The sequence below is a fragment of the Candidatus Firestonebacteria bacterium RIFOXYD2_FULL_39_29 genome, assembly GCA_001778375.1.
GTDB lineage: Bacteria > Oederibacteriota > D2-FULL-39-29 > D2-FULL-39-29 > D2-FULL-39-29 > D2-FULL-39-29.
In genome coordinates, this window is the sequence record MFGV01000028.1 from 21,801 (window position 1) to 36,481 (window position 14,681).

Consider the following 14,681-nt stretch of genomic DNA (forward strand, 5'->3'; position numbering starts at 1 on the left):
TTTACGGACTTTTATAGACTTTTATGGACATATTTTGGAGGAGGCTCATTTGGAAACCATAAAGATAGACGAGAAGCTTCTGAGTTCTCCCATGACTGTCCGGGAACTATTATCTTATTATTCCTGCGTTAAGGGTAAAATCAAAGGGAGAATTAAAGAGTTTGAGGCGGTATATAAGCAAAATGACAGGAAAATATTCGAAGAACTTTGCTTCTGTATTTTTACGGCAAATGCATCAGCTAAGATGGGGTATAACTGCATAGAGCGGATAAGGCCGATACTGCTTGACGGAAGTGTGAAGAAACTGCAGGAAGCGATAAAGGGGCATTACAGGTTCTGGAAGATACGGCCCGCCTATATTGTTCACACCCGGGAATTTTTGCGGGAGAACTATGGGCTAAAGATGAAAAAACTTATAGAGTCCTTTGAGAGCCGTGAGGTCCTCAGGGATTTCTTTGCCAAGAGTAAAGGTATCAAAGGTATCGGATATAAAGAAGCCAGTCATTTTCTGCGTAACATTGGTATAAAGGGTTATGGAATAATGGATAAGCACATTTTACGTTGTCTCTTTGAATTTGGTATAATAAAGGAAGTTGAACCGGTAAATACAAAGGAAAAATACATTGCAGCCGAAGAAAAGCTTAAAGTGTTTGCAAAGAAAATAAAAGTAGATTTTGACGAATTGGATTTGCTTTTATGGTCAAGTAAGACGGGAGAAATACTCAAGTAAAAAGTACTAATTGCAAATGACGAATGACAATTTAAGGTAAGCGGAGAAAAAACTCCGCTAGGATTAGTTAATTTTATATGAAAATATAGGCGAGATCTTTTTTAGCCTTTATAAAACATCGCTATTGTTATATAATGAAGAAGATAATTGACGAGGGGCTGGAATATCATTCACGCGGGTTTCGGCAATATGGAGTTACTATGGATTGGAGAGAATCGGAGATTTTAGAGTTTAAAAAGTCCACTTCAGAACTAAAAGAAGCGGTTATATCTATTTCGGCAATATTAAACAAGCATCAGGAAGGTGAGTTATATTTCGGTATCAAAAATGACGGCGAGATAGTTGGTCAGGCGATCGGTTCGGCTACAGCAAGAGATATTTCTCAGGCAATATCAAACCATATTGAACCCAAAATATATCCTTCAATAGAGACTGTAAATATAAAAGGCAAATCCTGCATTAAAATTGAGTTTAAGGGGGAGGATATTCCCTATCACGCTTATGGTCGTGTTTACATACGGGTCGCTGATGAGGATAAGCAGTTAAGCCCCGGTGAAATAAGAAAAGTAATACTCAAAAAAAGCAGTGATAAGTTTAAATGGGAGTTTCAGTTTTCAGAATGCTCATCAAAAGAAATAAACGCTAAAATCGTAAGAGATTACTTAAAAAGAGCAAATCTTGCGGGCAGGATAAACTTCAAGTATGATAATGCCCCGAATGTATTAAAGAAACTGGGATTGGTAAAGGGTTCTAAAATATTAAACGCGGGCCAAGTATTGTTTAGTAAAGACAATTCTTTGGAATTGCAGGTTGCTGTATTCGCCGGTGTTGATAAGATAACATTCCTTGATATTAATCAATACAAGGATAATATTTTCAATTTGCTCAAAAGATCAGAAGAGTATCTCAAAGAGAAAATGAATTGGCGCGCAAAAACAGAAGGACTGCAAAGACAGGAGATTCCTGAAGTTCCGATTGATGCAATAAGAGAAGCCCTGGTAAATTCATTTTGCCATAGAGACTATGTGGCGCCTGAAAGCAATAAAATAGCCATATTCAAAAACCGTATTGAAATATGGAATCCCGGTGATTTTCCTGAAGGCTTTACGCCAATGGATTTTATTAAGAAAGAAGAACAATCCATATTGAGAAATCCTTTAATCGCCGATATCTTGTATAAATCAAAAGAAATTGAAAAATGGGGCTCCGGTTTAAAAAAGATCTATAATTTATGCAAAGAAAATAACATTAAAGTTGATTTTAAAATCCTTAAAGCAGGATTTATGGTAATTTTTTACAGACAGGGGTGGGAGAGTGAAAGAGATGTTTCTGGGCAGACTACCCAGAAAACTACCCAGAAAACTACCCAGAACATTTTAGCCTTCATCAGGCAGAATCCAACGGTTACCAGGAAAGAACTTGCAGCATTAGTTGGGAATATAACGGAGGATGGGATAAAATACCATCTTGCGGCTTTGATCAAGAATAAAACAATTAAAAGAGTTGGCGGAGACAAAGGCGGACACTGGGAAGTGTTATATTGAAACAAATTCGAAACTCGAAACTCGAGTGCGCCAAGATAAGCGTATTAGTTAAAGCTGGTAAAAATCCAGCGCAGGCAAAGGGTAGCCACCAGCCTGGAATCAAACCTTGCATTTAACGAGGCAACGAGTTAAATGAAGCCAAGGTAAGAGGGTCATCGAGTCGTAACGCAAGTAAAGGGATTGAGCCCCGAAATAGAGTGTGTCGGAGGTCGAGACGGTTCGAATCGGAGCAGACAGAAGACCTGTAGCCGAAAAGGAAAAAAAAGAGGCAAGGATACGGGAACCCGACGGGGTCTGAGACCATGACGAGATGACAAAAGGAACGGATATGAACTTGGGAGAGCCAAAACATTCTCTGGAAAAAGAGAAAGCTTCAACAAGCGATAAAAAGCGAGAAGAAGCCGAAGATGTATTGGCAGTCGGACTAACCCATAGTACCGACGAGAAGCGGGAAACCGCGGGGAGGGAAGGGGTTAGCAGTCAAGCGATGGGTTTCGAGGAAACACCTGCTGTCGTAAAAGATGGGGCATGGGTGGAAACGAAATTGAAACACATAACACAACTTGCGAAAGAAGACCAAAAGTACAGGTACACGAGACTGATGCACCTGCTAAACGAGGGACATCTTGAGCAATGCTACTGGATGCTGAAGAAGGATAGAGCCAGTGGCATAGATGGAGTAAGTGTAGAAGAGTATGGAATCAATCTAAAAGAGAACCTGAAAGATTTGTTGGAAAGGATGAAGGCATTGCACTATTATCCGCAAGCAGTAAGGCGGGTATATATACCAAAAGGTAACGGAAAAGTAAGAGGACTCGGAATACCTGCGGTAGAAGATAAAATAGTGCAGATGGGAATGAAAAGAATCCTTGAGGCAATCTATGAGGTTGATTTTAGTGATAGTTCGTACGGATTCAGACCCAAAAGAAGTTGCCATACAGCCTTGAACGAGTTGGACAAGACAATAATGACCAGACCCATAAATGCAGTGGCAGAAGTAGATATTGAGAAATTCTTTGACACTGTAGACCATAAGTGGTTAATGGAATGCCTGAAGCAAAGGATAAGCGACACGAGGTTTCTAAGGCTTATAGTAAGATTCTTGAAGGCAGGAGTAATAGAGGAAGGGGAATATATAGCGACAGACAAAGGGACGCCGCAGGGCGGAGTATTGAGCCCAATGTTAGCAAATATATACCTTCATTATATATTAGACCTGTGGTTTGAGAAAGTAGCCAAGAAAGAATTGAAAGGATATTCGAAGCTGATAAGGTATGCAGACGACTTTGTGGTGTGTTTTGAGGAAAAAGAATCAGCCATAAGGTTCATGGAGATGCTGAAGGAAAGGTTTGCGAAATTTGGGTTGAGAATATCTGAGGAAAAGAGCCGAGTCGTGGAGTTTGGGCGGAAGAACTGGGAAGACAACAACGGTAAAGGCGGTAAAGGAACAACTTTTGATTTTCTGGGGTTTACGCATTTTGGAGATAAAACCAGAAAAGGCAAATTCAAAGTAGGGCGTAGGACTTCGAAGAAGAAATTTGTCCAGAAGATACGAGAGATGAACGAATGGTTGAGGAATGTGCGGAATCGTTACAAACTGAAAGAATGGTGGAAAGTTCTGGTAGTAAAGATGACAGGACACTACCGATATTTTGGAATGAGCGGGAACAGCCGCATGATGTACGAATACTATCAAAGTACATCAAGACTCATATTCAAATGGATAAACAAGCGAAGTCAGAAGAAGAGTTGCACACAAGTAGAATACGCCAGCTGGTTGAAAAGAAAGTTGCCGGTGCCGAGAATTTATCACAACATCTACACATTATATCCGTCAGTATGAGGATGCTTGAATGAAGAGCCGTATGAGGGAAAACTTCAAGTACGGTTCTGTGAGGGGATGGAGGAAGTAGGATATGGCAAATCTAAACGGGCACGAAGTTGGAAACGACGGATACAGCCAAGAAGAGCCTGTAATCACTACGATGCCGTTCTACTCGACAACAATGTTAAAAGTAATAATCATGAAAAGCGAGGTTAATTAAAAAGGCAAAGAGGGTGCTTGTACAAGTTTTAGAATGGGTAATGTTGGAGAAAAATTGATGGTTGAAGAAATTTCATTCAGTATGATAGAAAATGCGGAAGATTCGCTGGCTCATGCTATATTTCATTTGACTGGCGAGAAATCTCCTACAAAAAAAGATTTTAAAAGAGCAATATTGGACACATCACATGCAGTGGAATTGCTTCTAAAAGAACGTCTTAAAGTAATACATCCTGCATTTGTTTTAGAAGATATTGACAAATATCCTTCTAAAGAAGCTTCTACCGTTAATGTTGATTTAGCAATAAAAAGGATTAAAAACATATGTAATTTAAGTATTCCTGAAGATATGATTAAAATAGTTAAGAGATGCCGAAAAATAAGAAATGAAATAGAGCACTATGAAGTAAATATAACAAAAAAAGAAGCGGAAGCAGTAATTGGAAATATGTTGTCGTTTATTTTTGATTTTGCTGAAAAATATTTGGGATTAAATCTTGAAAAGAAATTTAAAAAAGATGAAGATATGTGGGAGAAGTTGATTGTTATACATGAGTTTTGTGAGAAGCATGTTAGAATATGTGAAGGTAAATTATTTGATAAAAAGATATTGGTAGACTATTGTCCATATTGTGGTCGCCAAACATTTAATGTAGATTCTGAGAAATGTGAGTTTTGCGGACATGAAGAAGAAATGTTTGAATGTGCGTCCTGTGGCGGAAAATACTTTATGGAAGAAAAAAGCGAAAAGAATGAAGAAGGTGATCCTTTGTGTTCAGAATGTGCGTCCAAGCACGGCGATTAATTAGAAGTAGAAGCTGATCTCTTTTGCGGAGGTAAATTTGTCAAAAAAAACTGAAGAATTAAGGAGCTGTATATATTTAGTTATTTCATTCTTAATTGTGGTCGTAGTGGTTCCAGGTGTTTCAATTAAGCTTTTAAATATTCTAGGCGAGCTACTGTTTGGTGGTAAAATTGGTCAATTTGAAACAGGGCTGTATTATGGCATGGCAATTGTAGGGATGTGTTATCTGTGGTTTAAGTATATATTTAATTATAGAGAAGAAATAAAAAAAAGATGTTTTAGTAAGTTAGCAGTTAATATTATTAATAGTGACTCAACAAAGGAGATTAAAAAAAATCAATTAGTATTGGCAGAATCAATGCTTATGCTTTACGAAGATAAAGATATAAATAAGGCGAGCCAAATTGTAGAAAGTGAGCTAAATCTAGAGCAGAAACTGAAAGAAATCTCTTCTGGACCAAGATATATTTTTAATGAAGCGCTGGAAGAGAAATATATGAAGCAAATAGGTTATTATTTATATCAAATAGAGTATAATTATGGCTTTCCATACAGGAGAGACCGAAATAAATAATGAGGTGTAGTTATTATATGAATATGAAAAAGAATTTGCGTTAAAGTTAATTTAAACTTTAAGGCAGAAATGACTTCACTCGGTGCTTTGTGGCGGATCTTCAATAAATCACAATCGTCAATATTTTTCAAAGGAGCTCTATGAAAATAATCGGTGTTATTCCGGCCCGGCTTGGGTCTACTCGTTTTCCTGAAAAAGTTATTGCGGATATTATGGGTAAGCCCATGATCTGGTGGGTCTGGAAGCAGGCGAAAAAGGCTAAGCTTATCTCCGAGTTTTTCATTGCGACGGATGATAAAAGAATTTACGATATCGTGAAAAGTTTCGGCGGTAACCCGTTGATGACCTCGAAAAAACATAAGAGCGGGACGGATAGGATTGCTGAGGCTGTGAAAAATATTAAGGCGGATATAGTGGTAAATATCCAGGGGGATGAGCCTTTAATACGTCCGGATATGCTTGATAAGGCGGTCGAACCGCTTATAATGGATAAAAAACTTGTTATGAGTACGCTCGTTTGTAAAGTTTCGGATAAAAAGTTGATGTTGGACCCTAATATAGTGAAGGTTACGGTTGATAAAGATGGGTATGCGCTATATTTTTCCAGGTCTGCTATTCCCTCTCAGGCAAGAGCGGAGAGTTTCGAGTATTTTTTAAAACATATAGGGGTTTATGTCTATAGAAAGGATTTCCTCTTAAAATATGTCCAAATGAAACAGTCAAGTCTGGAGAAAACAGAAAAACTTGAGCAGCTCAGAGTTCTGGAAAATGGGTATAAAATCAAGACGATACAGACAAAGTTTGACACCGTTCCCGTAGATACGGAAGCGGATTTGAAGAAAGTTGTGGAGATTTTAAGGAAAAACGGCAAGTAATAATCAACATCAAAGACACTGGATCCTGAATCGAGTTCAGGATGACAGAATAAGCATAAATTTATACAAGAGTGATTATTGTTTATGATATAATACTTAATCATAGTAGAAATCAGTGGAATCCGGTAGTTTTGTAATCGGTGAAATCTTTTTGACAAAGGAGAAGGAAATGGCAAAATACATTTTTGTAACCGGAGGGGTTGTATCATCTCTTGGAAAGGGTATTACCAGTTCATCCATAGGATGTTTACTTGAGTCAAGAGGTCTGAAAGTCACTCTCCAGAAATTTGACCCCTACATAAATGTTGATCCCGGAACGATGAATCCCTACCAGCACGGTGAGGTATTTGTGACAGATGACGGAGCCGAAACTGACCTTGACCTTGGGCACTATGAAAGATTTACAAGTGCCAATATGACAAAAGACAATAATGTAACCACAGGTCAGATATATTTCTCGGTTATTACTAAAGAAAGGAAAGGCGAGTATCTCGGGAAAACTATTCAAGTCATTCCTCATATAACCAACGAAATCAAAGAACGAATTCATAAAGTTACAAAAGATAAAGACGTTGATGTTGCAATAATTGAAATAGGCGGCACCGTAGGAGATATAGAATCCCTCCCTTTTATGGAAGCTATCAGACAGTTTAGAAAAGATGTTGGCAAAGAAAATGTTGCATATGTTCATGTTACTTTAGTTCCTCATATAAGTACAGCGGGTGAACTTAAAACGAAACCCACCCAGCATTCAGTGGCGCAACTAAGAAGCATCGGTATTCAGCCTGATATTTTGATTTGCAGGTCTTCCAGGCCACTTACAAAAGATGTCAGGAGTAAACTTTCACTGTTTTGTAATGTCGAAGAAGAAGCTGTTATCCAGAATCTTGACGCGCATTCGGTTTACGAATTACCACTCAGGTTAAAAGAAGATGGGTTGGATATAATTCTTATGAAAATACTTAACCTTAGATACGGAAAACAAAATATTTCCACCTGGGAGAAAGCAGTTGATAAGGTTATTAATCCGGCGAAAGCTGTTAATATAGGTATAGTAGGAAAATATGTTGAGCTGCTGGATGCGTATAAAAGTATTATTGAGGCTTTTGTCCACGCCGGAATACCGAATGATGCCAGGGTTAACCTTCACTGGATAGAGGCGGATTCAATTATGAAAAATGGCGCTAAAGCAGCTCTCAAAGATGTAACCGGAATTCTCGTTCCCGGAGGTTTTGGCGGAAGAGGTATAGAAGGAAAGATAGAAGCTATAAGGTACGCGAGAGAAGAAAAACTTCCGTTTTTTGGTATCTGCCTGGGGATGCAATGCGCAGTTATAGAATACGCAAGAAATGTCCTCGGTTTAAAAGGTTCTAACAGTACAGAATTTGATCAAAACACCAAGTATAAAGTAATATCTCTGTTGGACAGTCAGCGTAATGTGACGGATATGGGCGGGACCATGCGTCTTGGAGCCTGGGATTGCAAACTTTCCAAAGGCTCAAAAGCATACGAAGCCTATTGCAAGGAAGCCATTTCTGAACGGCACAGACACAGATATGAGTTTAATAATGAATATAGAGCGGCCATGAAAGCCAAAGGTTTAAAACTTACCGGCACCACAATGGACGGAGGCTTGGTGGAGATTGTTGAAATAGCCGAGCATCCCTGGTTTGTAGGCGTTCAGTTCCATCCGGAATTTAAGTCCAGACCTTTATCTCCGCACCCGCTTTTTGCGGATTTTGTAAAGGCCTCTCTTCATAAAAAAGAAAAGCCTCAATCTAAAAAGAGGAAAAAATAAATGACAGGTTTTGACTATAAAGCAAATAAAGGGAAGTTTATCCTGATATCAGGGCCTTGCGTTATTGAATCGGAAGAGATGTGTATTTCTATTGCTAGAAAGATTAAAGAGATCGCTACCGGGTTGAAGATCCCTTTTATATTTAAAGCGTCTTATGATAAGAGCAACCGGACGGCTGTGGAAAATTACAGGGGTCCTGGAATTAAAGAGGGGCTTAGAATACTTCAAAAAGTAAAAGAGAAGGTAGGAGTTCCTATCCTTACTGACGTTCATTGCTGCAGTGAAGTTGATGCCGTTGCAGAAGTTGCAGATATTATTCAAATTCCTGCGTACCTTTGTCAGCAGACTACGCTGACTTTGAAGGTGGCAAATACCGGTCGAGTTGTAAACATAAAAAAAGCTCAGTTTTTGTCTCCGTGGGATATGAAAAAGATTATCACTAAAATAGAATCTACAGGAAACAAGAAGATAATTATTACCGAACGCGGTTCTATATTCGGCTATAGCACGCTGATTACCGATATGAGGGCGTTTACAATTATGAAGAGTTACGGTTATCCTGTAATATTTGATGTCACTCATGCCGTTCGAGTTCCGGGTTTTACCAGTAAGGATAAAAGAGGCGGGACCCCTGAGATGATAATGCCTATGGCGCTTTCCGGAATTGCTGCGGGTAGTTCCGGTCTTTTCATTGAGACACATCCGAATTGCAGAAATGCCCTGTGTGATGCATCTTCCATGCTGCCGCTTAATGAGTTAAAAGAACTTCTTAATAGGGCAAAAAAAATATATAATATTGTAAAGGATCGGTGAAATGGTCAACAATAAATATCTGATTAAGAAAGCAAAAGAAGTTTTAAGAATAGAGTCCGGATCGGTTTTGGCTCTTACAAAAAGTATAGATAAGAACTTTATAAAGGCGGTTGACCTCCTTTATAAATGCAGGGGAAGGGTTATTGTGACCGGTATCGGGAAATCCGGTATTATAGCCAGAAAGATTTCAGCGACAATGGCTTCTACCGGTACGCCGGCTTTGTTCCTTCATTCAGCTGAGGGTCTTCATGGCGATTTGGGGACAGTTTTAAGTTCTGATGTTGTTATAGCTTTATCACAGAGCGGGGAGTCAAAAGAGTTGTTGGAAATACTGCCTGCAATTAAAAAAATTGGTGCAAAATTGATAGCCTTGACAGGAGACATGGAATCTGAATTGGCGAAAAGCAGTAATATTAGTTTAAATGTAGAAGTAAAGGAAGAGGCCTGTCCTCTTGGCTTGGCTCCAACTGCTTCTTCTATGGCCCAGCTTGCTATGGGAGACGCCCTGGCGGTGGTACTTTTGATCAAAAGGGGTTTCAATAAACAGGATTATGCTCTCCTCCATCCAGGAGGCAGTTTAGGGCGGAAATTAAAAAAAGTTGAAGATATTATGCGTAAAGGAAATGAACTCCCGGTTGTTTGTGAAAATGTTAATATGAGAAAAGTTATATATGAAATGACCTCAAAAAAAATGGGTTGTACCTCGGTTGTAGATAAAAGAGGAAGATTGACCGGTATAATAACCGATCAAAATCTCAGAACACATCTTACTTTAGACAGGAATATTATGCAGAAAAAAGCGCGGGATATCATGACTAAAAATCCTCGAACTATCTGTAAAGATGCTCTGGTGGATGAGGCCGTAAGGATGACAGAAGTAAAGTCGATAAGTACACTGTTGGTAACGGGAAAGACTGATCGGCTTGTTGGAATTATCCATCTTCATGATCTTTTAAAATTAAGCAGGTAGAATAACTTTGAAAAAATCGGTGTTCATAGTTGTTTTAATCCTCTTTTTTTGCGGTTGCAGTGAATCCGGGAGAAAAGCCTCCCTTTCCGATAAGACAAGGGATGTGGTAACAATGAGGGGCTTTCATATGGTGCAGACTGAACTGGGAATAAAAAAATATGAGATAGATGCTGCTGAGGCCTCAATTAATCCCAGGGCAAAAAGAATCAGGTTTTTTAATGTAAAAACCAGGTACTATGATAAGGATAAAGAAGTCGCAAATCTAAAGTCTGAAACAGGTGTTGTTAGAACTGATACTAATGATATAGATGTTAAGGGTAATGTAGTACTTACTACAATGGATGGCTCCAGACTTGAAACCTCAAGTCTTACCTGGTATAGCGTAAAAAACAAGCTTCAAACAAATGAATATGTAAAAGTTGTGAAGGGTGATAATACGATGGAAGGCGTGGGAATGGAGTCAGATCTTATGCTGGAAAATATTACCCTAAAGAAAGTAAGTACTAAAATATCGGATCCGGATGCCTTTAAGGAAAAGAAAAAGAAATGAAAAGTATTATTGCGATTTTAATAGTATTCTCCGGTTTTCTTCCTCTTTTTGCAGAAGAGATGAAAATCAGTAAAGAGAATCCTTTGACTATTACCGCAAAGTCCTGGACAATCAACAGCAAGACAAAAGAAGTTACGTACAATGGAGATGTTGTTCTTAAACATTCAGGAAATGTATTGAAAGCAGAAAAACTTGTTCTTTTGCCCGGAGGAAATAAAGTAGTTGCAGAGCAGGATGTTTCTTTCTGGAGTGAGAGTAGACAACTGGAAATAACAGGGGGTTATACAGAATATTTGAAAGATACGGGACAGCTTCTGATGAAAAAAGATGCTGTTTTGTTCTTGACTGAGAAGGATGGAATGAAGACGGATATAAGAGGAGATTCCGTAGATGTTCTTAACGGGGGAGAAAGAGCCATGGTGTCCGGTTCGGTGATTATAACGCGTGATGATATTTTGATTAATTGCGGTAGTGCCGATTATGATAAGATTCAAGACACTATTATTCTGGAAGGCAAACCTGAAGTGAAAAAAGGAAGTAATACTTACAAGGGAGAAAAGATTTCTATTTTTATTAAACAAAGAAAGCTTATAGCTGACAAAAATGTTACGGCCAGGATCTATCCTGAAGAGAAAAAAAATGCTGATAAGAACTGAAGGGCTTACAAAAAAATATAAAAAACGCTACGTTGTTAACGGAGTAAATATTGAAGTTAACAAAGGTGAAATTGTCGGATTACTGGGACCAAATGGCGCAGGTAAAAGCACAACCTTTTACATGATCGTTGGTCTTATAAAGCCGGAAGCGGGAAAAGTCTATATTGGTTCAACAGATGTGACAAAATGTCCCACTTATGAAAGGGCGAAATACGGAGTGGGGTATCTGCCTCAGGAGCCTTCAATATTTAGGAAACTTTCGGTGGAAGATAATATAATGGCAATACTGGAAACGATGGATTTGACCGATTTGGAAAGAAAAAAGCATTTAGACCGCTTGCTTGATGAATTTAGTATTACAAAGCTGCGAAAGAGTATGGCATATACACTTTCCGGCGGGGAAAGAAGAAGAGTGGAGATTGCACGAGCACTTGTAACTAATCCGTCATTTTTGCTTTTGGACGAACCTTTTGTAGGTATTGATCCTATTACGGTTGCTGACATCCAGCAGGTAATTTCTCAATTAAAAAAGAAAGGGCTTGGTATTCTTATTACCGATCACAATGTAAGGGAAACTCTCTCGGTTACAGACAGGGCCTATATAATGTATGAAGGTAAAATTCTTCTTTCAGGGGATGCTAAAAAGCTTTCAACCGATAAGAAAGCAAAAGAATTTTACCTTGGAGAGAAATTTACACTCTAAGATGACAAAAATCATAATACAAAAAAACAAAAATATATTATGGCGAGTATGCCGCAGAAAACCACGGAGGTAACTCCGTGGATGAATGCGGCATGAATAATAAATTGAATTCCACTCGCCGAAACTCCGGACGTAAGTCCGCAGAGGTTCATAATACAGGTGAAAGATCATGAAAATAGTAAAATATGGAACTCCAATACTTAGAAAGAAAGCTGTAAAGATAATAAAGATCGATGAGCGTATTTTAAAGCTGGCTGAATCTATGATTTCGACATTGAATGCGGCAAAAGGAGTAGGGCTTGCCGCAAATCAGGTCGGAATACAGGAAAGAATTTGTGTTATTGATGCCGGAAGGGGAGATAAAAAAGGCGAGGTTCTATGCCTTATTAATCCTGAGATTACAGCTTCGGAAGGCAGTATAAAATTTGAAGAGGGCTGTCTTTCTTTCCCTGAAATATTTGCTGAGATAGAGCGTCCGTCAAAGGTAATTGTGTCTTATAAGGATTTGAAAGGCAAGGATAAAGAAATAACAGCCGAAGGAATACTGGCAAGGGTAATGCAGCACGAGATAGATCATTTAAATGGTGTGCTTTTTGTGGATCATATGAGTAAGATTAAGTATATACTTTTAAGTAAGAGGCTTAAAGCACTCGAAAAAGAAACCAAGGGAAAATGAAGATATTATTTTACGGTACAGCGGATATATCGGCAAGAGTGTTGAAAAAGCTCTTTGATACGAAAAGACATGAGATTGAAGTAGTAACCTCCTGTGACAAACCAAGAGGCCGTGGGTTGAACGTAAAGGCTTGCGAAGTAAAGGGTCTTGCAGGGCTGCTCGGGCTTAAAACTTATCAGCCGGAGAAGATAAAAGACGATATATTCTTTGAAAGCATAAAGAATAACAGTTATGACCTCGGTGTTGTTGTGGCTTATGGTCAGATATTGAGCCGGGAGATTATAGATTTGCCCGCAAAGGGAACGATTAATCTTCATTTCTCACTTCTGCCGAAATACCGTGGGGCAGCACCATATAACTGGGCTTTGATAAATGGGGAGAAGGTAACCGGTGTTACCATAATGTATGTTAAGAAAGAACTGGATGAAGGGGATATTATAGCGCAAAAAGAAGTTAAAATAGAGAAAGATGATAATGCTAAAACCCTTCTGGAAAAACTTATTATAGCAGGGGAAGAACTCCTGATAAAGGCGATAGATGACCTCGAAGCAGAAAAAGCTGAAAGAAAGGAACAAAAAAAAGAAGATGCGACTTACTTTGGTAAATTGCCTGATGATATTGGCAATATTGACTGGGCAAAAAACGCTGTTGAGATACATAACCTGGTTCGTGGACTTGCACCGCTACTAAGTGCTTACTCTAAATTGAACGGTAAATTGATAAAAATTCTCAAGACTGAAATAGTAAATTTCAAAGAAACAGGCAAAGCAGGTGAGATTATCGGCGCCGAGAAAGGAAAAGGTTTAATAGTTAAAGCGGGAATCGGAGCGCTCCTTGTAAAATGCGTTAAGCCTGAAGGAAAAAAAGAAATGAGTTTTGAAGACTACGCACGCGGGAATAAAGTTGGACCCGGTATGCATTTTTCGAAATAGTCATAAGCCAAATATTTAAACAGTAAACTACTTTTAACTTGTATCAGTGGAATCATCTTAAAAAGGAGGAAAAATAGAATGAATGCAATAAAAACAACAGTATTACTGGCAGCTCTTTTAGGGTTGTTTATGTTCTTTGGCGGTTTGTTTGGAGGAAAGACCGGAGTAATCATTGCGTTTGTGTTCGGAATGCTTATGAATTTGGTAATGTACTGGTTTTCGGATAAGATAGTTCTTTCCATGTACGGGGCAAAGCCTGTGGAAGCAAAAGATGCACCCGAACTTTATGGGATGGTACAGAATCTCGCTTCAAGGATGGATATTCCGATGCCAAAAGTTTATATTATTGCGATGGCTGCGCCAAATGCGTTTGCTACAGGCCGGGATCCGGCTCACTCGGCAGTTGCTGTCAGTCCTTCAATAATGAGTTTACTTTCAAAGCATGAGCTTGAAGCTGTACTTGCGCATGAACTCTCACATGTAAAACACCGTGATACTCTGATTGCCACTTTGGCAGCGGGTATTGCTTCGGCAATATCAATGCTTGCCAATCTGTCTTATTTCGCTTCTATGTTTAGCGGCAGAAGCGGAGATAATGAAGACCGGAATCCTATTGTTTTATTGGTACTCGCAATCTTGACACCGATAATAGCAATGTTTATCCAGATGGCTATAAGCAGAGCCAGGGAATATGAAGCCGATAGCGGCGCTGCGACTGTTACAAATAGGCCGAGCAGTATGAGAACTGCGCTTGAAAAAATACACAGTTATGCGAAGAAAGCTCCGATAGAAGGCGGTTCACCTTCGACAGCGAGCTTATTTATTGTAAACCCGTTTAAAGAAAGCTGGATGATTAATATGCTGAGCACACACCCGACTTTATCTAGACGGCTAAAGAACCTCGAGAAGACCGCGGATAAACTGGGACTACCCTATTAATAATAATTACTAATGCAGACTGTGTCGCAATTATTTCTAGAAACACCGTTCTTTGACAACTGGAACCAAGAA

15 protein-coding genes are annotated in these 14,681 nt (G+C 38.9%); all 15 read left to right on the plus strand.

Annotation, left to right across the window (positions count from 1 at the left end; genetic code table 11):
• The first annotated feature begins 91 nt into the window (after nt 1-91).
• Nucleotides 92-730 carry a hypothetical protein gene (locus tag A2536_04430; protein OGF47166.1) on the plus strand — a complete coding sequence of 213 codons (639 nt, stop codon included), beginning with the start codon at nt 92-94 and terminating at the stop codon, nt 728-730.
• A gap of 200 nt (nt 731-930) precedes the next feature.
• A complete protein-coding gene (locus A2536_04435) occupies nt 931-2,274 on the plus strand; it encodes a transcriptional regulator (GenBank protein OGF47153.1) in 1,344 nt (447 codons plus the stop codon).
• A 532-nt stretch (nt 2,275-2,806) separates the two neighbouring features.
• Complete coding sequence (locus A2536_04440; protein OGF47167.1) at nt 2,807-4,117, plus strand: group II intron reverse transcriptase/maturase; 1,311 nt, start codon at nt 2,807-2,809, stop codon at nt 4,115-4,117.
• A gap of 235 nt (nt 4,118-4,352) precedes the next feature.
• A complete protein-coding gene (locus A2536_04445; GenBank protein OGF47154.1) occupies nt 4,353-5,123 on the plus strand; it encodes a hypothetical protein in 771 nt (256 codons plus the stop codon).
• A 37-nt stretch (nt 5,124-5,160) separates the two neighbouring features.
• Nucleotides 5,161-5,697 (plus strand): hypothetical protein, encoded by a 537-nt coding sequence (locus tag A2536_04450; GenBank protein OGF47155.1) that lies wholly within the window; start codon nt 5,161-5,163, stop codon nt 5,695-5,697.
• A 140-nt stretch (nt 5,698-5,837) separates the two neighbouring features.
• Nucleotides 5,838-6,572, plus strand: a complete 735-nt coding sequence (locus A2536_04455) for a 3-deoxy-manno-octulosonate cytidylyltransferase (GenBank protein ID OGF47156.1) — start codon at nt 5,838-5,840, stop codon at nt 6,570-6,572.
• Nucleotides 6,573-6,741: 169 nt separating this feature from the next.
• Complete coding sequence (locus tag A2536_04460; GenBank protein OGF47157.1) at nt 6,742-8,370, plus strand: CTP synthase; 1,629 nt, start codon at nt 6,742-6,744, stop codon at nt 8,368-8,370.
• Nucleotides 8,371-9,183, plus strand: coding sequence for a 3-deoxy-8-phosphooctulonate synthase (locus A2536_04465; protein OGF47158.1), 813 nt, complete (start codon nt 8,371-8,373; stop codon nt 9,181-9,183). It abuts the gene before it with no gap.
• A 1-nt stretch (nt 9,184) separates the two neighbouring features.
• On the plus strand, nt 9,185-10,153 hold the full coding sequence (locus tag A2536_04470; GenBank protein OGF47159.1) for a D-arabinose 5-phosphate isomerase: 969 nt from the start codon (nt 9,185-9,187) through the stop codon (nt 10,151-10,153).
• Between the two features lie 7 nt (nt 10,154-10,160).
• Entirely contained in the window at nt 10,161-10,703 is a 543-nt protein-coding gene (locus A2536_04475) for an LPS export ABC transporter periplasmic protein LptC (protein ID OGF47160.1), read from the plus strand.
• A complete protein-coding gene (locus tag A2536_04480) occupies nt 10,700-11,359 on the plus strand; it encodes a hypothetical protein (protein OGF47161.1) in 660 nt (219 codons plus the stop codon). The genes A2536_04475 and A2536_04480 overlap by 4 nt, the downstream gene beginning before the upstream one ends.
• Nucleotides 11,343-12,062: an LPS export ABC transporter ATP-binding protein gene (locus A2536_04485; GenBank protein OGF47162.1), complete on the plus strand. Its 720-nt coding sequence runs from the start codon at nt 11,343-11,345 to the stop codon at nt 12,060-12,062. Before A2536_04480 ends, A2536_04485 begins: the two co-directional genes overlap by 17 nt.
• A gap of 169 nt (nt 12,063-12,231) precedes the next feature.
• Complete coding sequence (locus A2536_04490; GenBank protein ID OGF47163.1) at nt 12,232-12,738, plus strand: peptide deformylase; 507 nt, start codon at nt 12,232-12,234, stop codon at nt 12,736-12,738.
• Nucleotides 12,735-13,670: a methionyl-tRNA formyltransferase gene (locus tag A2536_04495; GenBank protein OGF47164.1), complete on the plus strand. Its 936-nt coding sequence runs from the start codon at nt 12,735-12,737 to the stop codon at nt 13,668-13,670. Before A2536_04490 ends, A2536_04495 begins: the two co-directional genes overlap by 4 nt.
• 78 nt (nt 13,671-13,748) lie before the next feature.
• Complete coding sequence (locus A2536_04500; protein OGF47165.1) at nt 13,749-14,609, plus strand: protease HtpX; 861 nt, start codon at nt 13,749-13,751, stop codon at nt 14,607-14,609.
• Nucleotides 14,610-14,681 lie beyond the last annotated feature (72 nt).

What these genes read in the sequence shown, in the direction of transcription:
- A2536_04430 (OGF47166.1), top strand. Translation starts at nt 92, where the DNA reads ATGACTGTCCGGGAACTATTATCTTATTATTCCTGCGTTAAGGGTAAA.
- A2536_04435 (OGF47153.1), top strand. Translation starts at nt 931, where the DNA reads ATGGATTGGAGAGAATCGGAGATTTTAGAGTTTAAAAAGTCCACTTCA.
- A2536_04445 (OGF47154.1), top strand. Translation starts at nt 4,353, where the DNA reads ATGGGTAATGTTGGAGAAAAATTGATGGTTGAAGAAATTTCATTCAGT.
- A2536_04455 (OGF47156.1), top strand. Translation starts at nt 5,838, where the DNA reads ATGAAAATAATCGGTGTTATTCCGGCCCGGCTTGGGTCTACTCGTTTT.
- A2536_04460 (OGF47157.1), top strand. Translation starts at nt 6,742, where the DNA reads ATGGCAAAATACATTTTTGTAACCGGAGGGGTTGTATCATCTCTTGGA.
- A2536_04465 (OGF47158.1), top strand. Translation starts at nt 8,371, where the DNA reads ATGACAGGTTTTGACTATAAAGCAAATAAAGGGAAGTTTATCCTGATA.
- A2536_04470 (OGF47159.1), top strand. Translation starts at nt 9,185, where the DNA reads ATGGTCAACAATAAATATCTGATTAAGAAAGCAAAAGAAGTTTTAAGA.
- A2536_04480 (OGF47161.1), top strand. Translation starts at nt 10,700, where the DNA reads ATGAAAAGTATTATTGCGATTTTAATAGTATTCTCCGGTTTTCTTCCT.
- A2536_04485 (OGF47162.1), top strand. Translation starts at nt 11,343, where the DNA reads ATGCTGATAAGAACTGAAGGGCTTACAAAAAAATATAAAAAACGCTAC.
- A2536_04490 (OGF47163.1), top strand. Translation starts at nt 12,232, where the DNA reads ATGAAAATAGTAAAATATGGAACTCCAATACTTAGAAAGAAAGCTGTA.
- A2536_04495 (OGF47164.1), top strand. Translation starts at nt 12,735, where the DNA reads ATGAAGATATTATTTTACGGTACAGCGGATATATCGGCAAGAGTGTTG.
- A2536_04500 (OGF47165.1), top strand. Translation starts at nt 13,749, where the DNA reads ATGAATGCAATAAAAACAACAGTATTACTGGCAGCTCTTTTAGGGTTG.